Origin of the sequence: Nitratireductor soli (assembly GCF_001050155.1) — a bacterium.
In the GTDB taxonomy this organism is placed as follows: Bacteria; Pseudomonadota; Alphaproteobacteria; order Rhizobiales; family Rhizobiaceae; genus Nitratireductor; species Nitratireductor soli.
In genome coordinates this window covers 226136-246622 of record NZ_LFVY01000004.1, presented here as the reverse complement: position 1 = coordinate 246622, position 20487 = coordinate 226136, and the positions used below count along the sequence as shown (strand labels likewise).

At 63.6% G+C, this 20487-nt stretch carries 20 protein-coding genes; 6 read left to right on the top strand and 14 right to left on the bottom strand.

What is annotated here, in order from left to right; genetic code table 11:
• Positions 1–6 precede the first annotated feature (6 nt).
• From AB843_RS25900 to coxB, 4 genes are all read right to left on the bottom strand, one after another.
• Positions 7–162, bottom strand: a complete 156-nt coding sequence (locus AB843_RS25900; RefSeq protein WP_164481549.1) for a hypothetical protein — start codon at positions 160–162, stop codon at positions 7–9.
• A 4-nt stretch (positions 163–166) separates the two neighbouring features.
• Positions 167–1111 (bottom strand): heme o synthase, encoded by a 945-nt coding sequence (locus tag AB843_RS06790; RefSeq protein ID WP_048646039.1) that lies wholly within the window; start codon positions 1109–1111, stop codon positions 167–169.
• A 68-nt stretch (positions 1112–1179) separates the two neighbouring features.
• A complete protein-coding gene (ctaD, locus tag AB843_RS06785) occupies positions 1180–2835 on the bottom strand; it encodes a cytochrome c oxidase subunit I (RefSeq protein WP_048646038.1) in 1656 nt (551 codons plus the stop codon).
• Positions 2836–2875: 40 nt separating this feature from the next.
• The gene (gene coxB / locus AB843_RS06780) at positions 2876–3736 is read right to left on the bottom strand and encodes a cytochrome c oxidase subunit II (protein WP_048646037.1); all 861 of its coding nucleotides are present in this window, start codon (positions 3734–3736) and stop codon (positions 2876–2878) included.
• Between the two features lie 413 nt (positions 3737–4149).
• Between coxB and AB843_RS06775 the strand changes: the two genes are divergently transcribed.
• From AB843_RS06775 to AB843_RS06765, 3 genes are all read left to right on the top strand, one after another.
• Positions 4150–4662 (top strand): invasion associated locus B family protein, encoded by a 513-nt coding sequence (locus tag AB843_RS06775; RefSeq protein WP_048646036.1) that lies wholly within the window; start codon positions 4150–4152, stop codon positions 4660–4662.
• Positions 4663–4908: 246 nt separating this feature from the next.
• Positions 4909–6324 (top strand): metalloprotease TldD, encoded by a 1416-nt coding sequence (gene tldD, locus AB843_RS06770; RefSeq protein ID WP_048646035.1) that lies wholly within the window; start codon positions 4909–4911, stop codon positions 6322–6324.
• 96 nt (positions 6325–6420) lie between these two features.
• Positions 6421–7566 carry a Fic family protein gene (locus tag AB843_RS06765; RefSeq protein WP_048646034.1) on the top strand — a complete coding sequence of 382 codons (1146 nt, stop codon included), beginning with the start codon at positions 6421–6423 and terminating at the stop codon, positions 7564–7566.
• A 218-nt stretch (positions 7567–7784) separates the two neighbouring features.
• Here the strand turns inward: AB843_RS06765 and AB843_RS06760 are convergent, their stop codons facing one another.
• From AB843_RS06760 to AB843_RS06725, 8 genes are all read right to left on the bottom strand, one after another.
• Positions 7785–9020 (bottom strand): class I SAM-dependent RNA methyltransferase, encoded by a 1236-nt coding sequence (locus AB843_RS06760; protein ID WP_048646033.1) that lies wholly within the window; start codon positions 9018–9020, stop codon positions 7785–7787.
• Positions 9017–9748, bottom strand: a complete 732-nt coding sequence (locus tag AB843_RS06755; RefSeq protein WP_048646138.1) for a TlyA family RNA methyltransferase — start codon at positions 9746–9748, stop codon at positions 9017–9019. The genes AB843_RS06760 and AB843_RS06755 overlap by 4 nt, the downstream gene beginning before the upstream one ends.
• Before the next feature lie 8 nt (positions 9749–9756).
• Positions 9757–11673 carry a 1-deoxy-D-xylulose-5-phosphate synthase gene (dxs, locus tag AB843_RS06750; protein ID WP_048646137.1) on the bottom strand — a complete coding sequence of 639 codons (1917 nt, stop codon included), beginning with the start codon at positions 11671–11673 and terminating at the stop codon, positions 9757–9759.
• Positions 11674–11773: 100 nt separating this feature from the next.
• Entirely contained in the window at positions 11774–12025 is a 252-nt protein-coding gene (locus AB843_RS06745; RefSeq protein WP_048646032.1) for an exodeoxyribonuclease VII small subunit, read from the bottom strand.
• 3 nt (positions 12026–12028) lie between these two features.
• Positions 12029–12955, bottom strand: coding sequence for a histone deacetylase family protein (locus AB843_RS06740; protein WP_048646031.1), 927 nt, complete (start codon positions 12953–12955; stop codon positions 12029–12031).
• Positions 12956–13247: 292 nt separating this feature from the next.
• On the bottom strand, positions 13248–13715 hold the full coding sequence (locus AB843_RS06735) for a DUF4262 domain-containing protein (protein WP_048646136.1): 468 nt from the start codon (positions 13713–13715) through the stop codon (positions 13248–13250).
• A gap of 42 nt (positions 13716–13757) precedes the next feature.
• Positions 13758–14723, bottom strand: a complete 966-nt coding sequence (locus AB843_RS06730; protein WP_048646030.1) for a hypothetical protein — start codon at positions 14721–14723, stop codon at positions 13758–13760.
• A gap of 84 nt (positions 14724–14807) precedes the next feature.
• Entirely contained in the window at positions 14808–15413 is a 606-nt protein-coding gene (locus AB843_RS06725) for a TetR/AcrR family transcriptional regulator (protein ID WP_048646029.1), read from the bottom strand.
• Positions 15414–15533: 120 nt separating this feature from the next.
• On the opposite strand from AB843_RS06725, the gene AB843_RS06720 reads away from it, so the two are divergent.
• Positions 15534–16754 carry an MFS transporter gene (locus AB843_RS06720; protein WP_048646028.1) on the top strand — a complete coding sequence of 407 codons (1221 nt, stop codon included), beginning with the start codon at positions 15534–15536 and terminating at the stop codon, positions 16752–16754.
• A gap of 223 nt (positions 16755–16977) precedes the next feature.
• Here AB843_RS06720 and aroC read toward each other — a convergent pair whose 3' ends face one another.
• Together aroC and AB843_RS06710 are read right to left on the bottom strand one after the other, a co-directional pair.
• On the bottom strand, positions 16978–18078 hold the full coding sequence (gene aroC / locus AB843_RS06715) for a chorismate synthase (protein WP_048646027.1): 1101 nt from the start codon (positions 18076–18078) through the stop codon (positions 16978–16980).
• A gap of 89 nt (positions 18079–18167) precedes the next feature.
• Positions 18168–19517, bottom strand: a complete 1350-nt coding sequence (locus AB843_RS06710) for an MFS transporter (protein WP_082143686.1) — start codon at positions 19515–19517, stop codon at positions 18168–18170.
• Positions 19518–19634: 117 nt separating this feature from the next.
• Here AB843_RS06710 and AB843_RS06705 point away from each other — a divergent pair, with 117 nt between their 5' ends.
• On the top strand, positions 19635–20087 hold the full coding sequence (locus AB843_RS06705) for a winged helix-turn-helix transcriptional regulator (RefSeq protein WP_048646026.1): 453 nt from the start codon (positions 19635–19637) through the stop codon (positions 20085–20087).
• Positions 20088–20235: 148 nt separating this feature from the next.
• The gene (locus AB843_RS06700) at positions 20236–20484 is read left to right on the top strand and encodes a DUF1344 domain-containing protein (RefSeq protein WP_048646025.1); all 249 of its coding nucleotides are present in this window, start codon (positions 20236–20238) and stop codon (positions 20482–20484) included.
• The last annotated feature ends 3 nt before the right edge of the window (positions 20485–20487 follow it).

The following is a 20487-nucleotide window of genomic DNA, read 5'->3' as shown; positions in this document are numbered from 1 at the left end:
GTCTTCTCACATAGCGCGATCGAAAAGGGCCGGCCCGAACTTCGCCAGACTGCCGACATAAACGACGATGACAAATGCGATCAGGGCGAGCGCGATGGCGACGGAGCGCTTGCGCCGCGCCTTGAGCTGCGCCTCGGTCGGCTTGACGAATTCCTGCTCCATGCGCCTAGCTCCCAAAACCGAAACCGAGGCTTGCCGCCAGACGGTCGGCCAGAAGCGCGGTGAACAGGACGAAGAGATAAAGCAGCGAATAGCCGAACAGCGCCTTGGCGGGCTTCATCGCCTGGTCGCTCTCCGGCATCTGCAGGACACGCCAGGAGTACCAGACGAAGCCAACGCCGAGCGCCGCAGCGACTGCGCCATAGGCGAGGCTGGCAAACCCGGCCCAGACCGGCAGGAGACCGCTGGCGGCAAGCAACAGCGCATAGATGAATATCTGTTTCTTGGTCGCCGCATGACCGGCGACGTTGGGCAGCATCGGGATACCTGCCCGCTCATAGTCGGCCGACTTGAACAAAGCCAGCGCCCAGAAATGCGGCGGTGTCCACAGGAAGATGATGAGGAACAGAATCAAGCTCTCGACGCTCACGGTGCCCGTGACGGCGGCCCAGCCGACGACCGGCGGCAGCGCACCGGCAGCCCCGCCGATGACGATGTTCTGCGGCGTCGAGCGCTTCAGCCACATCGTGTAGATCACGGCGTAGAAGAAAATAGTGAAGGCCAGCAGCGCGCCGGCGACCCAGTTCGCCATCAGGCCGAGCACGCCGACCGACAGCGCGGACAGCACAAGGCCGAAGGCCAGCGCCTCGCCGGGCGTCACCCGCCCGGACGGCACCGGGCGTCCCTTGGTGCGGCTCATCACGGCGTCGATGTCGGCGTCGTACCACATGTTCAGTGCGCCGGAGGCGCCGGCGCCGACGGCGATCGCCGCGATGGCGATCAGCGCCAGGAGCGGGTTCGGCGTCGCGGGCGCCATAGCCATGCCGACAAAGGCGGTGAAGACCACGAGCGACATGACGCGCGGCTTCAAAAGCGCGATGAAATCACCCGGCGTCGCCTCGGAAAGGCGATATCCGGCCTCTTTCATATGCTCCTGATCAACCAACGCCATATCTTGCCTTTAACTCATTGACGGGGCCGCGCACGGGGCGCGGCCTCGGTTTTCTCGGTCCGCCCGGATCAGCGGATCCGGGGCAGTTCTTCCCACTGGTGGAACGGCGGCGGAGACGGAAGCTGCCATTCCAGCGTCGTTGCACCCTCGCCCCACGGGTTGGCGCCGGCGGGCCGCTTCTTGGCAAAAGCCTCGATCACGCCATACAGGAACACCAGGACGCCGAAGGCTGACAGGTAGGAGCCGTAGGACGACACCAGGTTCCAGCCGGCAAACGCGTCGGGATAGTCGATGTAGCGGCGCGGCATGCCGGCAAGGCCGAGGAAATGCTGCGGGAAGAAGATCACGTTCACGCCGATGAAGGTGATCCAGAAATGCACCCGGGCGATGAACGAATTGTACATGTAGCCGGTCATTTTCGGGAACCAGTAGTACCAGGCCGCGAAGATGGCGAAGACGGCGCCCATGGACAGCACGTAGTGGAAGTGCGCCACCACATAGTAGGTGTCGTGCATGGCCCGGTCGAGGCCGGCATTGGCGAGTTGCACACCCGTCACGCCACCAAGCGTGAACAGGAATATGAAGGCCATCGCCCACAGCATCGGCGTGCGGAACTGGATGGAGCCGCCCCACATGGTGGCGATCCACGAGAAGATCTTCACACCCGTCGGCACCGCAATGACCATCGTCGCGAAGACGAAGTAGCGCTGCGTGTCGAGCGACAGGCCGGTCGTGTACATGTGGTGCGCCCAGACGATGAAGCCGACTGCGCCGATCGCGACCATGGCGTAGGCCATGCCGAGATAGCCGAAGATCGGCTTGCGCGAGAAGGTCGACACAATGTGGCTGACGATGCCGAAGCCCGGCAGGATCAGAATGTACACTTCCGGGTGGCCGAAGAACCAGAACAGGTGCTGGAACAGGATCGGATCGCCGCCACCGTCAGGCGCGAAGAATGCCGTGCCGAAATTGCGGTCGGTCAGAAGCATGGTGATGCCGCCTGCCAGAACCGGCAGGGAAAGCAGCAGCAGGAAGGCCGTGATCAGCACCGACCAGGCGAACAGCGGCATCTTGTGCAGGGTCATGCCGGGCGCGCGCATGTTGAAGATGGTGGTGATGAAGTTGATCGCGCCGAGGATCGACGACGCGCCGGCGATGTGGATCGACAGGATCGCCAGGTCCATGGCCGGGCCGGGCTGGCCGGAGGTCGACAGCGGCGGGTAGATCGTCCAGCCGCCACCCGTGCCGTAGCCGCCGGCAGGACCGGGAACGAACAGCGACATCAACAGCAGGATGAAGGCTGGCGGCAGGAGCCAGAACGAGATGTTGTTCATGCGCGGGAACGCCATGTCCGGTGCACCGATCATGATCGGCACCATCCAGTTGGCGAAGCCGCCGATCAGTGCCGGCATGACCATGAAGAAGATCATGATGAGGCCGTGCGCCGTGGTGAACACGTTGAACATATGCTTGCCGGCATCGAGCGCGGCTTCACCTTCATAACCATAGACCATGGTCGCCAGACCGTGGAAAATCTGGATGCCCGGCTCAGCCAGCTCCCAGCGCATCATGACCGACAGGAAGCCGCCGATGATGCCCGCGCCGATGGCGAAGATCAGGTAGAGCGTGCCGATGTCCTTGTGGTTGGTGGAGTAAACCCACCGTGTCCAGCCACTATATGGCTTGTGTTCGCCATGGGCGTCATGGGTTGCAGCGCCTGCCATTTCCTACCGCTCCATTTGATGTTTCAGACGGCTGCCGGCATCAATTGCCGGCAGCCGCGACTTTCGTGTTTGCCTCGATCGCCGCCATCAGCGCCTTGTTGGCGCCTCCGACGTCCTCGCGGGCGGCCGCGATCCAGGTATCGTATTGATCCTTCGCCACCACGCGGATGGCGATCGGCATGAAGGCATGATCCTTGCCGCAAAGCTCGGAGCACTGGCCGTAATAGAGGCCTTCCTTCTCGGCCTTGAACCAGGTCTCGTTGATCCGCCCAGGCACCGCGTCCACCTTCACGCCGAAGGACGGCATGGCAAAGGCGTGGATCACGTCGCTGGCAGTCACCAGGACGCGCACGGTGGTGTCGACCGGCACGACGACCTCGTTGTCGACGGCCAGGAGACGCGGATAAACAGCCTTGTCTTCCTTGCCGGAGCCAGGACGGTCCTCTTCGTGCAGAATCAGCGAGGTGAAGGAGAGCGGCTCTTCGAGCTGGTATTCATAATCCCAGTACCACTGGACGCCGGTGGCCTTGATGGTCAGAGCGGGCTCTTCCTTCGGCGTGTATTGCGCCGTCAGCAGCTGGAACGACGGCACCGCAAGGAACAGCAGGATGATGACCGGGCCGACCGTCCACAGCACCTCGATGGCGGTGTTGTGGCTTGTGCGCGATGGCGTCGGATTGGCGCTGGCGCGGAAGCGCAGGACGCACCAGCCGAGCAGCAGCATCACAAGAATGGTGATCGGCACGATGAACCACAGCGTGTAGATCTCGAACCAGGTGATCTCGTGCATGATGCCCGTGGCGGCCGGTTGGAAGCGGTACTGCCAAGGCTCCGGCTGCGCAGCAACGGCACCTGTGGCGAGAAATGGCAGAGTGGCAAGGCCAACAGCGATATTCTTCATAACCCTCGTCATCTCCCGTAGCGATACGACAAAGCCGGACGGTCCGATTTTGCCGCAAAGGGAATTCTGGCTTTTTATAGGCGCGTTCAAACCATACTCTCATTTGAACCGCAAGGAAGGCGTTGGACGCCACGTGCGGCATTTTTGCGCCCTGGTGGTCTGGCCCAAACAGATGGTAGCCATCTGTGTGGAAAAGTCAGCCCACAAGCTACTTGTGGGCCCGGCTCATACCGCCGACCCTCCCACCGGCGCAATAGCACAAAATGCGGCACGGTCCCATTTCCGTCGGAATTGCCCGGAATTGTTCGCTCGAAACCTGGATGAACAGGTTTTTCCACCCTTTGCCGAGACAATCCCTTTTCGGTGGCAGCCAACGCAGGATAGATTGCTCTGATTCGTCCGGGAGCAGGAACATGACCATGTCTTTCGTCACACGCGCAGTTGCCGTGCTCGCCCTTTCCGTTCTTCCCGTGCTGAGCGCCGGCGCGCAGCAGAGCGGCACTGTGCGATCGACGCATGGCGCCTGGTCGATCCTGTGCGACACGCCGGCGGGCGCCTCCGGCGAACAGTGCGCCATGATGCAGAATGTCGTCGCCGAGGACCGCCCCGAGATGGGCCTGTCGGTGGTGGTGCTGCGCACTGCCGACGGCAAGGCGGAGATCCTGCGGGTGCTTGCGCCCCTCGGCGTGCTGCTGCCCAACGGGCTAGGCCTCAATGTCGATGGCAAGGATATCGGGCGGGCCTATTTCGTCCGCTGCTTCCAGGATGGCTGCTATGCCGAGGTGATCCTCGAGGAGCAATTGGTCACGACGCTGAAGACCGGCGAGGCCGCCACCTTCATCGTCTTCCAGACGCCTGAGGAAGGCATCGGCATTCCAGTCGATCTCAATGGTTTCGGCGAAGGCTTCGACGCTTTGCCGAAGTGAATCATCTTACATCCGGTCGCGCCTTCCCGAAGTTCAAGGTGTTGGCTCGCCTTTCGTCGAGGGCCGCGCACTGGATTGCAGGGCGTTCCTTGCCTAAATGGAAGGAACGCTGGTGGCCTGCCCCAGCCAAACCGATAGGTTTGGAGTGGGACAAGCAGGCCACTAAATTATTGATCTGGTGAGGCGATTTACCCCAACAGATGGGGCCCATCTGTTGGGATCACACCACCGGGACAGGATGACTTCATGACCAAATCGCTGCTGGACGCCTTCGACTGCTCCCCCGACCGCCTCAAGGGTCTCGTCGCCGATACGCTGCAAGGCGCTGACGATGGTGAATTGTTCCTCGAATACAGCGAGGGCGAGGCGCTCGTCTTCGACGACGGGCGGCTGAAAACCGCCAATTTCAACACCGACCAGGGTTTTGGCCTGCGCGCGGTGGCGGGCGAGGCTTCCGGCTACGCCCATTCGAGCGATCTTTCGGAGGCCGCCCTCAAGCGGGCTGCCGATGCGGTCTCGACGGTCAAGGACGGTCATTCGGGCAAGCTTGCCGCTGCTCCCTCCGGCACGAATCAACGTCTCTATGGCGATGAGAATCCGATCGCAGCCCCGGGCTTCGAGGAAAAAGCCCGTTTGTTGCAGGAAATCGACGCCTGGCTGCGGGCAAAAGACCCGCGCGTGCGCCAGGTCACGGCGTCGCTGGCCGCCTCCTGGCAGCAGGTGGAGATCCTGCGCGCCGATGGACAGGTCGCCCGCGACATCCGTCCGCTGGTGCGTGTCAACGTCTCCGTCATGGTCGGCGAGGGCGACCGCCAGGAGACCGGTTCCTACGGCATGGGCGGGCGCAAGAGCTTTGGCGAGTTCCTGGTGGAGGATTCCTGGCAGTTCGCGGCAAGCGAGGCCTTGCGCCAGGCGCTCGTCAACCTTTCGGCCGTCCCCTCGCCCGCCGGCACGTTCGACATCGTGCTCGCCAATGGCTGGCCGGGCGTCATGCTGCATGAGGCCGTCGGCCATGGGCTGGAGGGCGACTTCAATCGCAAGAAGACCTCCGCCTTCGCGGGGCTGCTTGGCAGCCAAGTCGCTGCCAGGGGCGTTACGGTCGTCGATGACGGCACGATCATGGAGCGGCGCGGCTCGCTGACGATCGACGACGAGGGCACGCCCTCGGCGCGCAATGTGCTGATCGAGGACGGCAGGCTCGTCGGCTACATGCAGGACCGGCAGAATGCCCGCCTGATGGGGATGCAGCCAACCGGCAACGGGCGGCGCGAATCCTATGCGCACGAGCCCATGCCGCGCATGACCAACACCTACATGACCAGCGGCGACAAGACGCCGGAGGAAATCATCGCCTCGGTGAAGAAGGGTATTTACGCCGTCTCCTTCGGTGGCGGCCAGGTCGACATCACCTCGGGCAAGTTCGTCTTCGGCTGCACGGAAGCCTACCTGATCGAGGACGGCAAGGTGACCCAGCCGGTCAAGGGCGCCATGCTGATCGGCAACGGCCCGGACGCCATGCACCGCGTCTCGATGATCGGCAACGACATGAAGCTCGACAATGGCGTCGGCATGTGCGGCAAGGCCGGCCAGGGCGTGCCCGTCGGCGTCGGCCAGCCGCATCTGCGCATGGACCAGATGACGGTGGGCGGCAGGCAGATGTGATACCAAACGTATGCTTATGTATCAATTCCCTCTTGACTTGCTACCTGAGTAGCATCAGGAATGAAATAAGATACATAATAAGCTGATAGGTATCATATGAACCTCGATCTATTTTCGCCTGATGCCCCCGGACGTCTTATCCCGACCATACAGGGCGCGACGGCGTTCGTACCAAGTCCGCTGCCGCCGAAAATCGATCTCGCCGCTGTTTTTAGCGAGTACGGCTCGGCGATGGCAGGGATCGGTATGCTCAACGCCAAGATGGCGCAACTCGGTAACCCCAAGCTCATCATACGCCCCCTGCAACGACGCGAGGCGCTTCTGTCTTCCGCAATGGAAGGAACATACACGACCAGCGATGAACTCGCGCTTTTTGAAATTGGCGCAGACGGCGCGACCAAAGCGGACACGAAAGAGGTGTTCAACTACGTGACGGCCCTGACTCATTCGGTTTCCCTCATGCGGGAATTGCCCATCTGCCACCGTCTCATTCGCGAAGCCCACGACAAACTGCTCAGCGGCCTTTCGCAACAAAGAGGCGGGCACAAACGGCCGGGCGAATACAAGCATGATCAAAACTGGATCGGAGGCGTGTCTCCTTCACAAGCTCGCTTTGTGCCACCGCCGCCTGCTGAAACCGTCGAGGCCATGAATCAGCTGGAGGCATTCATCAATCGCGACGCCCCTGAAGACTTCCCCCCCCTGATAGAAGCGGCGCTCGTCCACTACCAATTTGAAACAATCCACCCCTTCGCGGACGGCAATGGGCGAGTGGGACGCATCCTGATTCCCTTGGTCCTGCTCTCGCGCGGGCTCATCAAGGACGCGGTTTTCTATCCGAGCGCCAGCCTTGAGAGCAAAAAAGATATCTACATTGATCGGATGTTCGATGTTTCGACCAAGGGAGACTGGACAAGCTGGGTGCGCTTCTTCCTGAAAATCTGTCAGGAAACCTGCGAATCTTCAATCGAGGTGGTCGACAAGGTTTTGTCTCTTCAGTTGGAATACCGGGAAAGGGCAATGAAGGAATTCCGCTCGAACAACGTCGTCATTCTCATTGATCACCTGTTCTCGTCGCCGGTCGTCAGCACGCCCATTGTCATGGGGCTTCTCAACGTCACGCACCGCGCCGCCCGCATGACGATAGGAAACCTGGAGCGCATCGGAGTGTTGGAGAAGATGGAAGGCTTCAACAAACCCGAATACTTCGTTGCGCGGCCAATCCTGAGGGCTGGAAGTTAGGGCATGAGCCCCAAGATAGACCGGTTCAGCGTTTCATAGAAGCGCTGAACCGGTCTATCTCTTTGTTTTTCCGCATTTATGCGGGCGTCAGGTAGAACCACCTGACTGCAAAATACTCCAGTTCCCGATCGGCTGCATGATGTTTCAACAGAGCCTCACCGCGATCCGGAAGCATGCTTCTGGGAGGCGGAAGAACAGCCAAACCGTTCAGCGAAGCATCACTTTCCCCGTTCCAGCAGCGCCACCGCCTCCACATGCGGCGACCATAGAAACTGGTCGATCGGCACGACCCGCTCGACCCGGTAGCCGCCTTCGACCAGGATCGCCAGATCGCGCGCGAGCGTGCCGGGATTGCACGAGATTGCGGCCACCCGGCGAATCGACGACTTGGCGATCTGCCGGCATTGCAGTTCCGCCCCGGCGCGCGGCGGGTCGAAGACCAGCCCGTCGAAGGCGTTCAATTCCGCCGTCGTCAGCGGGCGATGGAACAGATCGCGCTTTTCTGCGGTCACCGGCTTCAACGCCGGCCAGCGCCTGGCCGCCTGGTCGAGTGCGGCAAGAGCCGCCGCATCCCCCTCGACGGCGTGAACACGGCCCGCCTGCGCCAGGCGCAGCGCGAACGTGCCGCTGCCGGCAAAAAGGTCGGCGACATATTTCGCCCCACGCAAATGTTCCAACACCAGGCCGGCCATGGCCGCTTCCGCCTCTGCGGTTGCCTGGAGAAACCCTGCCGGCGGGATCGCCACCGGGATGCCGCCAAAGCTCACCTCCGGTTTTCTGCCCTCGACGATCACCTCGCCTTCCACAGTGAGGCGGGCAAAGCCTGCGGCAAGCGTGAAATCGATGGCGGCGCGGCGCTGCTTCGTGCCGAGCCGGCCAGCGCCCGCAACCGCAATGTCGAGCCCGAAACTGGTCGCGGTCACTGCCATGTGAAAGGCCTTCGGCGTTGCCGCGACCATGGTTGCGAGCCGTCGCAAATCAGCCAGCGCCGCGACGATGCCCGGCTCGGCAACAGGGCATTCCTCAGTCACGACGATGTGGTGCGATTGCGCCGCGTTAAACCCCAGCAGAACATCCGGCCCCATGCGCCTGGCCGTGAAGGTCACGCGCCGACGCGCCGCAGGAGCGCAGGCAACCAACGGCTCGACCGTCGTCTCGATGCCGCGCGCGGCAAGCGCCCGCGCCACCTTGTCATGCTTCCAGTCACGGTAGGCAGCATCATCCAGATGCTGCACCGAGCAGCCGCCACAGGCGCCGAAATGGCGACAGGCCGGCTCCACACGCCGCGGCGATGCGGTCCGCAGAACCATTTTCTGCGCGCGCCCCTTGTGGACGTTCGCCTCGATCGTTTCGCCCGGCAGCGCGAACGGCACGAAGACCGGCCCCGACGGCGTCTGCGCGACGCCGTCCCCCTGCGCGCCCAGATGGTCTATGATCAGCGTCTCGCGCGTCATGTCTTGTGTCCTGCCAGGAGAAATTCGCGGTTCCCGTCGCCGCCTTCAATGGGTGATTGCACAAGTCCGAGCGCACGCCATCCGTCGTTCGTTTCCAACCAGTCGCGCAGATCCTCGGCGACGACGTCCGCCTGTGCCGGATCGCGCAGCAGCCCGCCCTTGCCGATTGCCTGGCGCCCCGCCTCGAATTGCGGCTTGACGAGGAACAGGCCCCGCGCCCCCCGCGCGGCCAGTGACAGCGCCGGCGGCAGCGCCAGTTTCAGCGAGATGAAGCTGACATCGGAAACGATGAAATCCGGCCGCCGGCCGCCGATCTCTTCCAGCGTCAAATACCGCGCATTGATGCCTTCGAGCGCGGTGACGCGCGGATCAGCGGCGAGATGGGCATCCATCTGCCCGCTGCCGACGTCGATCGCCGTCACATGCGCCGCGCCGCGCTCCAGCAGCACCTGCGTGAAGCCGCCGGTCGAGGCGCCGAGGTCCAGCGCTTCGGCCCCGCGTGGCTCCAGGCCGAAAACGTCGAGCCCATGCTTGAGCTTCAGCGCCGCGCGCGAAACATAGGCGCTTGCCGGATCATCGACGGCGATCCCGGTATCGGCTGAAACCGCCTGTCCCGGCTTCTTCGCCGGCAGGCCATCGACCGTGACCGTGCCGCGCAGAATGGCGTCGCGGGCGCGGGCGCGGCTGTCGAACAGGCCGCGCTCCACCAGGCATTGGTCGAGCCTCATGATCGCGCTCACGCGCGCGCCGCGCGCTCGGACTGCTGGCCCAGAGCCGCAAACACGGTGCGCACGATGGAAGCGGCGTCAAGACCGGCATCCTCGACCATGCGTTCGGGCTTGGCGTGGTTGATGAAGCGGTCGGGCATGGCCATCGGCCGCACCTTGACCCCGCTTTCCAGAAGCCCCTCCAGCGCCATGAAATTCAGCACATGCGAGCCGAAGCCGCCGATCGAGCCTTCCTCGACGGTGATCAGCACTTCATGCCCCCGCGCCAGGCGGCGGATCAGCTCTTCATCCAGCGGCTTGGCGAAACGCGCATCGGCGACGGTGGTGGAAAGCCCTGCCGCGTCCAGCTCCTCGGCTGCCTTCAGGCAATCCTGCAGGCGCCCGCCGAGGGACAGGAGCGCGACCTTGCTGCCCTCGCGCAGCACCCTGCCCTTGCCGATCTCCAACACTTCGCCGCGCTCGGGCATGTCGACGCCGACGCCGTCGCCGCGCGGGTAGCGGAAGGCGATCGGCCCGGCATCATGCTCGGCCGCCGTGCGCACCATGTGGCGCAACTCCGCCTCGTCGGCTGCCGCCATCACGACGAAATTGGGCAGGCTCGCCAGATAGGTGACGTCAAACGCGCCGCAATGGGTTGGCCCGTCGGCACCGACGAAGCCGGCGCGGTCGATGGCGAAGCGGACGGCCAAGTTCTGCAGCGCCACGTCGTGCACCACCTGGTCGTAGGCGCGCTGCAGGAAGGTCGAATAGATCGCCGCGAACGGGCGCAACCCCTCCGTCGCCATGCCGGCGGCGAAGGTCACCGCATGCTGCTCGGCAATGCCGACGTCGAAGGTGCGGTCGGGAAACTCCTGGCCGAACAGGTCCAGCCCGGTGCCCGAAGGCATGGCGGCGGTGATCGCCACGATGCGCTGGTCCTCGCGCGCTTCCTGGATCAGCGACTGGGCGAACACCTTGGTGTAGCTCGGCGCGTTGGCCGGCGCCTTGGCCTGCGCGCCGGTGATGACGTCGAATTTGTTGACGCCGTGATACTTGTCATCGGCTGCCTCGGCGGGCGGATAGCCCTTGCCCTTCTTGGTCACCACATGGATCAGCACCGGCCCGTCGCCATTGTCGCGGACGTTCCTCAGCACCGGCACCAGGTGCTTGAGATTGTGCCCGTCGATGGGGCCGATGTGGAAAAAGCCCATCTCCTCGAACAGCGTGCCGCCGGTCACATAGCCGCGCGCGTGCTCGACGGCGCGGGTGATGGCCCGGTCGACGCCCTTGCCGAGATAGGAGGTCAGTTTCTTGCCGAGGTCGCGCACGCCCTGGTAGGTGCGGCCGGAGGCGAGCCGCGCCAGATAGGCGCTCATCGCGCCCTGCGGCGGGGCGATCGACATGTCATTGTCGTTGAGGATGACGATCAGCCGAGCGTTCAGCGCGCCGGCATTGTTCATCGCCTCATAGGCCATACCGGCCGACATGGCCCCGTCGCCGATGACGGCGATCACGTGGCGCTTTTCGCCGGCCAGGTCGCGGGCCACGGCCATGCCGAGGCCGGCCGAGATCGATGTGGAGGAATGCGCCGTGCCGAATGGGTCGTATGCGCTTTCAGCCCGCTTGGTGAAACCGTACAGTCCGCCCTCCTGGCGCAGCGTGCGGATGCGGTCGCGCCGGCCAGTGATGATCTTGTGCGGATAAGCCTGGTGGCCGACGTCCCAGATGACGCGGTCATCCGGCGTGTCGAACACGTAGTGCAACGCGACGGTCAATTCGACCACGCCAAGCCCGGCGCCCAGATGCCCGCCGGTCTTGGAGACGGCGTCGATCAGCTCGGCGCGGAGCTCACCAGCGAATTGCGGCAGCTTCTCCTCCGGGAGACGCTTGAGGTCGGCGGGATAGACGACCTGGTCCAGAAGGGGCGTGTCGGGCGGCGATTTCACGCGCGTCACCTCGGCTGTTGAAGGTCACAACGGCATAGGCCCTCGGGTGATCAAAGTAAACGCAAACCGGAGCCACGCCTGCCCTTGCGGCCGCTTGTGTTCAGGCCTCGTCCAGCGGCTCGCCGCCCACCGGCTGCCCCTCGCGCGACAAGCGGATCTTCTCCACCTTGTCCTCGGCGGCTTTCAGCAGCGTGTCGCAATGCTTTTTCAGTGCCTCGCCGCGCTCGTAGATCTTGATCGACTGGTCGAGCGGCACATCGCCGCGCTCGAGATCCTCGACGATCTTCTCCAGCGCCTCCAGCGCCTGCTCGAAGCTCATCGCCTTGATGTCGTTGTTGGCGTCTTCGGCCATCTCTCATCCCTTCATCAAACGGCCGACATGCGCGGCAACCGACACTGCAAGCCCCTGCAGGTCGTAGCCACCTTCCAGCAGGCTGACAAGGCGGCCTTGTGACAAACGGTCGGCCTTGTCCATCAGCTTGCCCGTCGCCCAGTCGAAATCCTCGGCCTCCAGATTGATCTCCGCCAGCGGGTCGCGGCGATGCGCGTCGAAGCCGGCTGAAATGATGATCAAGTCGGGGGCGAAACGCTCGACCGCGGGCAGGACCAGCGTGTCGAAGGCCTGGCGGAACGCGTCCGAACCGGAGCCCGGCGCGAGCGGCGCGTTGACGATGTTGCCGGCGCCCGTCTCCTCGCGCGCTCCGCCGCCCGGGTAAAGCGGCATCTGGTGCGTCGAGCAGTACAGCACCGACGGGTCGTCCCAAAAGATGTCCTGCGTGCCGTTGCCGTGATGGACGTCCCAGTCGACGATGGCGACGCGCTCGACGCCGTGCGCCCTCTGCGCATGACGGGCGGCGATGGCAGCATTGTTGAACAGGCAGAACCCCATCGCCCTGGTTTTCTCGGCGTGGTGGCCGGGCGGACGGGCGGCCACGAAGACATTGCCCGCCTCGCCGGAAAACACGTCGTCAACCGCAGCCGTCGCACCGCCGACCGCCGTCAGCGCCGCCTCGAAACTTTTCGGGCTGACGGTGGTGTCCTCGTCGATGCGCGCCAGCCCCTCCTCGGGGATCGCCGCCTTGACCTTGTCGAGATGTTGCCGCGGATGCGCCAGAAGCACCGCCGCCTCCTCGCCCAGCGGCGCCTCACGCCGGTCGAGATAGGCGAAAGGCTCGTCGTCCAGCCGGTCGACGATGACGCGCAGCCGGTCCGGCCGCTCGGGATGGCCGGGCGGCGTCAGGTGCTCGCGGCAGATGGGATGCGTGTAGAAACGGGTTTTCATACCATAAGTGTAGTGGCCGTTGCATGGCTTGGCCATGACACCAGGCGGTAGGGAGCGATTGTGTCAACAGGGTTTCGGCTGGAATGCGGCAAGAGAGAGCGAGACCGGAGCGCACGCGCTTGTTTCTCTGGTTGTCGAGCAGGCGTCTGTCGTCGCACAGGATTTCCGTAGGCTGCTCGCTCCTCACCTCGATAAGAAATCGCCGCTCACAATGAAGCATCGAATGCCCGGGTCGGGCGGAGAACGGACGTTTGCCGCAGAACGGGCGCAGGCAGCCAGGCGGATGGCGTGGTCATTCGACCAATCTGGGAGGTTCACACAGCATCCGCATATGCCACTTGAAATCCGCGCTTGCGGATTCATCCCAAGGCCACTGCCCTGACAAATCTGGGTAGATCAGCTGGAACGAGCGAAATCCGTCACCGCGATAAAGCCACAAGCCGAATCCGAGATATTCTTTATAAAATTCCTTCAAGACATGACTAAACATAACAGGAAAACTATCAATGAAGCCGTTATAGAATTTATTCTTAAGAAAAACTTCACCTTTTCGCACCCTGGAATTGTATTCGTTTATTATCCAATGCGCCACGTCATGGCTCAGACCAGTTACGAGAAGATCCGGCTGTTTTGAGGTGGCTTCAATTCCTATCGAATAGGCAAACTTCGGCGTTTCATCGCCTCCCAAGACCTTCAGGACGTGACACCCGTATTCGTTCACGTCATTCAGCGCTTTTGCTTCAGATTGTTCTTCGTTCATGGCAATCCACATTGGCATGACCAGGCAAATCCGACAATCACCTCAAGCCACGCTCCCCATCCCGACCGCGCCCAGCGTCCGGTCCTTCAATTCGCGGAACTGCTTTGACGCGTCGCTCAGCCGGCGGTCCCATTCAGGGTTGGGCACCTGCCCCTCGATCGCCTTGAAATAGACCGACATCAGCGCGGCGATGGCGAAGGGTTCGATCAGCGCGGCCTTCACCGCCCAGGCGAAGACGATGGCCAGAACGAAGCTCCAGCCGGCAAGTTCTCCAGGCATGGCGTAGAGGATGGCGGCGGCCGGCGCCAACATGACCAGGAAGACGAGGAAGGCCAGGATCCACATGAACAGTGCCAGCCAGACGGCGTTCTTGACCATGGTCTTGCCGTTCTGCGCATAGAGCACGATGCCCTGCCGGGCCGTCTCGAACGGCGCGTTGGATCCGAGCCTGATGTTGTAGCCAAGGATGATCTCGTCGACATAGGTCAGCGACAGGCGAATCACCGTGTTGAGGAAGCGCACCAGCGTGTCGAGGCCGGGAATGGGCAGGAAGGCCGCGACCCCGCCGAGCAGCCCGGTCAGGACCCGGATCACGCCCTTGATCAGCTGGTCGAGGACAAACAGCACATTGGCCTCGGCGAAGCGTTCGCTCACCACGCCGCGCGCATAGGCGATCTGGTTCTGCCCGCCCGGCACGTCGCGCCCGTCGATCAGGTGCACCATCACGGCGATGTGGCCCGCCTTGACGATGTAGAGGATGTATTCGCGGATCCAGTAGACGACGACTGACACCAGGCCGAAGCCGGCAATGCCGCCCCACAGGGCAAAGGAGGTGGGGCCGTCCGGGTCACTCGCGATGTGGCCGACGCCATATCCGATGCCGGCGCCCGCACCGGTGGCGAAGATATAGGCGACAGTGATGCCGAAATAGACGATCATGCGGAAGACGATGAACGGCCAAGTCCTGGCCATGATTGCCAATGTCCGGCCGATGTCAAAATCCCACATGCTGTCACCCCTTCCTGATTTTGACTGAGAGGTTGAACGGGGCTTCGGGATTGTCAACGATTCGGCGCGGTCAAACCGCGGCAATCAACTGGATTTTCGGCCATCCGCCAACAATCCGTCGAGCAGAAGCTTGAATGCGCCGACGGCTTTTTTCGACGTGGCTTGCGGATCGTCGGCATTGGCAATCCACAGCGAGGCATAAAGGCTGGCGCCGCTGATCAGCCTGGCCATCGCCTCGGGGTCGGTATCGACGATGATCCCGTCCTGCAGAAGCCGCTTCAAATTGGTGGTGAGCGAATTGATGCAGCCGGTCTGGTTCGGCCAGGTCGACGGGTCGCCCAGAACGGCCGGCCCGTCGAGCAGCATGACGCGCTGGATCTCTGGTTCGAGCGCCATCTCGATATAGGCGACGCATTCGGCGACGAAACCCTGCCAGGGGCTGGCGTGGCTTGCCGAGATCCCGTTCAGCCGCTGGCTCATCTCGGCGTCGATCTCGGCAACGACCGCCTTCAGCAGCCCCTCCTTGCCGCCGAAATGGTGATATAGCGCGCCGCGCGTCAGGCCGGCCTCGGCGGTGAAATCGTCCATCGAGGCGGCCGCATAGCCGACCGTGCCGAAGGCTTGGCGGGCAGCTGCCACCAGCTTGGCACGGGTTTCGGCGATCATCTCGCTGCGCGGTTTGTGCGCCATGGCGGCTTTCCCTTCACATACGCTTCGTATATTAATTGACATACGCCACGTATGTCACTATCTGATCTGCATACGCAACGTATGTAAACCCGATCAGACCCCGTATCAAGGACCGCTCCAATGCCTAATCCCTATCGTGAAATCTTCAAGGCGCCGGGAACCAAGGGTTTTGCCGCCGCAGGTTTCATTGCCCGGTTACCCATTGCCATGGCGCCGATCGGCATCGTCGCCATGCTGTCGCAAACCCATGGCGAATACTGGCTCGCCGGCGCCGTCTCGGCCACATTTGCCCTCACCAATGCCTTTCTGGCGCCGCAGATTTCGCGGCTGGTCGACCGCCACGGCCAGACCACCATGCTGGCGCCCACCAGCGCCATTTCCGTAGCCGCCTTTCTCACTCTGATCCTCGCCGCCAACCAGGATTGGCCCGTCTGGACATTGTTCGCCTCGGCGCTCCTGGCAGCGACGATGCCGAGCATCCCGGCGATGGTCCGGGCGCGCTGGACCGAGCTTTTCCGCGACCGGCCGGAGCTCAACACCGCCTTCGCCTTCGAATCGGTCGCCGACGAGCTGGTCTATATCGCCGGCGCGTCGCTGTCGGTCGGCCTGAGCGTCTCCCTGTTTCCCGAGGCGGGCATGCTGGTCAGCACGCTGTTCCTCGCTTTTGGCGTTGCGGCCTTCGTCCTTCAGCGCTCGAGCGAGCCGCGCGTGCGCCCCTCGGAGGGTAGAGCCACGGGTTCGGCGATCCGCCTGCGGCCGGTGCAGATCATCACGCTTGCCCTGATCTTCGTCGGCGCCATCTTCGCCACGGCGGAAGTGAGCGCAGTGGCGATCACCAAGGAGCTCGGTCAGCCGGGCGCCGCCAGCCTGGTGATCGGCGTCTACGCCGTCGGCTCGTTCGTCGTCGGCATCATCGTCGGCGCGCTGAACCTGAAGATGCCGTTGCAGCGCCAGTTCGCCATCGCCGTCGCCATCATCGCGCTCACCACCGTGCCGCTGCTCTTCGCCGACACCGTGGCTCTGCTCGCCCTCACCGTGTTCATCAGCGGAATGGCCGTCTCGCCAGCCTTCATCACCGCTTTCGGCCTGATCGAGCGGCGCGTGCCGGAGGCCATGCTGACGGAAGGCATCACCTGGGTGATGACCGGCATCGGCATCGGCATGGCGCTCGGCGCGTCCCTGACCGGCTGGGTTGTGGATACCTACGGGCCGCACAATGGCTTCTGGGTCTCGGTGGCAGCAGGAACGGCATCCTTCCTGACGGTGCTGCTGGGCCAGAGGAGCCTTGCGGGCGAACGCCGCGGCGCGGTGTCCATGCCGCTTGCCCAGCCAGCGGAATGATCGATGCGATGATCGCCACGACGATCATTGTCGGAATCGCAGATTGACTACAGGCTGATTGCAGGCTCCGGGAAACCGGGGCCTGTTTCTCTGGATCACGGTAGGCCGGTTCATCGTTTCATGGAAACGCTGAACCGCTCCAGCTCCTTGCTTTTCCGCATTTATGCGGACGCCAGGTGACTCCACCTGACTGCAAAATGCCCCAGGAGATGTTCCTGACGATTCACCCTCTCCCCGTCTGTCCTCTGTGCCGCAGATAGTGGTCGGCGATGGCGCAGGCGAGCATCGCTTCGCCAATCGGCACGGCGCGGATGCCGACGCAGGGGTCGTGCCGCCCCTTCGTCTGCACATCAACGTCGTTGCCGTCCTTGTCGATGCTCTTGCGCGGCGTCAGGATCGACGAGGTCGGCTTGACGGCGAAGCGCGCGACGATCGGCTCGCCGGTGGAGATGCCGCCGAGAACGCCACCGGCATTGTTGCTCAGGAAATGCGGCCTGCCATCATTGCCCATGCGCATTTCGTCGGCATTCTCCTCGCCGGTGATGCGGGCGGCCTCGAAGCCATTGCCGATCTCGACGCCCTTGACGGCGTTGATCGACATCAGATTGGCGCAGATGTCCTGGTCGAGCTTGGCGTAGATCGGCGCACCGAGGCCAGCCGGCACGCCCTCGGCCACCAATTCGATCACCGCGCCGACGGAGGACCCCGCCTTGCGGATGCCGTCGAGATAGTCGGTGAAGACCGGCACCGATCTCGGGTCCGGCGTGAAGAACGGGTTGTCGGCGCTGCCGATGAAATCCCAGTCCCAATTGGCCCGGTCGATGGCCTTGTCGCCCATCGAGACCAGCGCACCGCGCACCACCATGCCGGGCACCACCTTGCGCGCCAGCGCACCGGCGGCAACCCTGGTCGCCGTCTCGCGCGCCGAGGAGCGGCCGCCGCCGCGATAATCGCGCAAGCCGTATTTCGTCTCGTAGGTGAAATCAGCGTGGCCCGGCCGGAACCGCCTGGCAATCTCCCCATAATCCTTCGAACGCTGGTCGACATTGTCGATCAGCATCGACACCGGCGTGCCGGTGGTGATGAGCGTCTCGCCATCCTCGTCGGGCAGCACGCCCGACAGGATCTTCACTTCATCCGGCTCGCGGCGCTGGGTGACGAAACGCGACTGGCCGGGCTTGCGCTTGTCGAGATCGGCCTGGATCTCGGCTTGGGTGAAACGGATGCCAGGTGGGCAGCCGTCGATCACGCAGCCGATCGCCGGCCCATGGCTCTCGCCCCAGGTGGTGACGCGGAACAGATGACCGAATGTGTTGTGCGACATGGGAAAGGCTTTCAGAAGGCAAGGATTCCGACAGCCCGAAGACCGGCCGGGCCCGATTGCCTCGCTTCTATTGGCGTTTCGGCGCGCGGTCAAACCGGATTGCGCTCCTCGTCCGACATGCCCGCCGCGATCCGCCGCGTGGCGGCGGAGGGCGTCGCCCGCAGCGTCGCGGCCCAGAAAACCAGCGTCGCGGCGGCGATGCCAGCCCCCATCAGGCAGACGCCCTCCCAGCCGGCGCGCGCATAGACCATGGTCGACAGCGACGAGCCGGCCGCGCTGCCGATGGAATAGAAGATCATGTAGGCGGCGGTCAGCCGGTTCTGCGCGTCGGGCCGCACGCGGTAGATCATGCCCTGATTGGTGACATGCGCCGCCTGCAGGCCGAAATCGATGACGAACACGCCGAGGATCAGCCACAGGATCGAGTGCGGCAGCAGGGCGATGGGCAGCCAGGCAACCAGCATGAGCGCCAGCGCGATACCCGTCGTGCGCTGACCGTGACCCCGGTCGACCCAGCGGCCGGCACGGGCCGCGCCGAGCGCGCCGGCGGCGCCGGCCAGTCCAAAGAGCCCGACCTCCGTATGCGAGAGCGAGAAGGGCGGCGCGCTCAGCGGCAGCACCAACGGCGCAAGCAGCGTCGTGATGTTGGCGAAGATCAGCATGGCGATCACGGCGCGGATGCGCAGCACGGGCTCCTCGACGAAAAGCGTCAGCATGGAGCCGATCAGGCGCGGATAGGCGATCCGCGCCCTCGGTTTGTCCTGGCGCGGCAGAACCCTGTAGAGAAGCGCGGCAATCGCCAGCGTCAGGACGGCTGACACCAGATAGACGGTGCGCCAGCCGGAAAGATCGGTCAGGAGACCGGCAACGGTGCGCGCCAGGAGAATGCCGAGCACGATGCCGCTCGTCACCACGCCGACCACCTGTCCACGCTCCGCGGGCCGGGCGAGGCTCGCGGCATAGGCGACGAGCGCCTGGGTGACGACGGCCAGCAGGCCGACGGCCGCCATCGACGCCAGGAGCATCGCCGAGGTGGCGGAGAAACCGACGCAGCCGAGCGCCAGGACCGACAGCAGCGACTGGCCGACGATCAGCTTGCGCCGGTCGATGAGGTCACCGAGCGGCACCAGCAGGATGAGGCCGACCGCGTAGCCGAATTGCGTGGCGCCGACGATCAGGCCGGCGACGGAAAGCGTCAGCCCGAGATCGTCGGCCATCACGTCGAGCAGCGGATGGGCGAAATAGGCGTTGGCGACCGCAAGACCACTGGCCACCGCGAACAGGAGGATAACCGGTGGGGTGAGCGCCGGCGTGCCGGCATCGGGCGTGCATGCCGCCACAGTCCTCTCGCCGTCTCCATCGCCGCTTGCGCCTCTTTCGTCCGAGCGCAAAACATCGTTCGCCGCGCCGCGCGGCGCGTCGTCATCGATCGAATCCATTGCAAACTTCCGTCAAATTTGGTTGTATTATGAGACCTTAAGACGGATATCTTTTTTGGTTTTATAATGCAACCAAAAATCGGATAGCAGCCGGATTCTCGTGTCGGAGCCAAATCGATGGTCGGGCGAAAGAGCCTCAAGGGAGACTACTGCCCCAGCGCCCGCTCGCTGGACGTGATCGGCGACTGGTGGTCCCTGCTGATCGTGCGCGACGCCTTCGACGGCCTGACGCGCTTCAGCGAGTTCCGCAAGAGCCTGGGCATCGCCAGGAACATCCTCACCGACCGCCTGCGCACGCTGGTGGAGCGCGGCATTCTGGAGGCGATCCCCGTCGGCGACAGCGGATCGCGCATGGAGTATCGCCTGACGGAGATGGGGCAGGACCTGTTTCCGGTGATGGTCGCGCTGCGTCAATTCGGCGAGCGTCATCTGTTCGGCCCGGGCGAGAAACACTCGGTCCTCGTCGATCGTGCGCAGGGATTGCCGGTTCACCTCGACATCCGCGCGCGGGACGGGCGCGCCGTCGGTCCGGACGACGCCGTGATCCTCAGAATTCCCGAGGAGGAATGAAGTCGGCGCGGAGGCGCGGGAACCGCGGCTGGCCAGGCGCGAAACGATCCGCTCCGCACCAGTTTTGACACATTTGGATTGTTCTATAGAAATCGGTGATTCCGCGCTTTAGGCGCTCGACGCTAAAGCCACATTCAAGAGGTCCCGAATGCGCAAATTTGCAGCAGCACTCGCCTTATGTGCCTTCGCCTTTCCGGCGCTCGCCGCCGACGCGGAAGGCAAGATTACCAAGATCGACCAGGAAAACCTGACGATCACACTGGAAAACGGCCAGACCTACAAACTGCCGACCGAGATGGATGTTTCGGTCATCGAGCAGGGCATGGATGTGGTGGTCGCCTATCGCGAGGTCGACAACGGCGTCAAGCAGATCACCGACATGCTGCTGCCCGAATAGGGT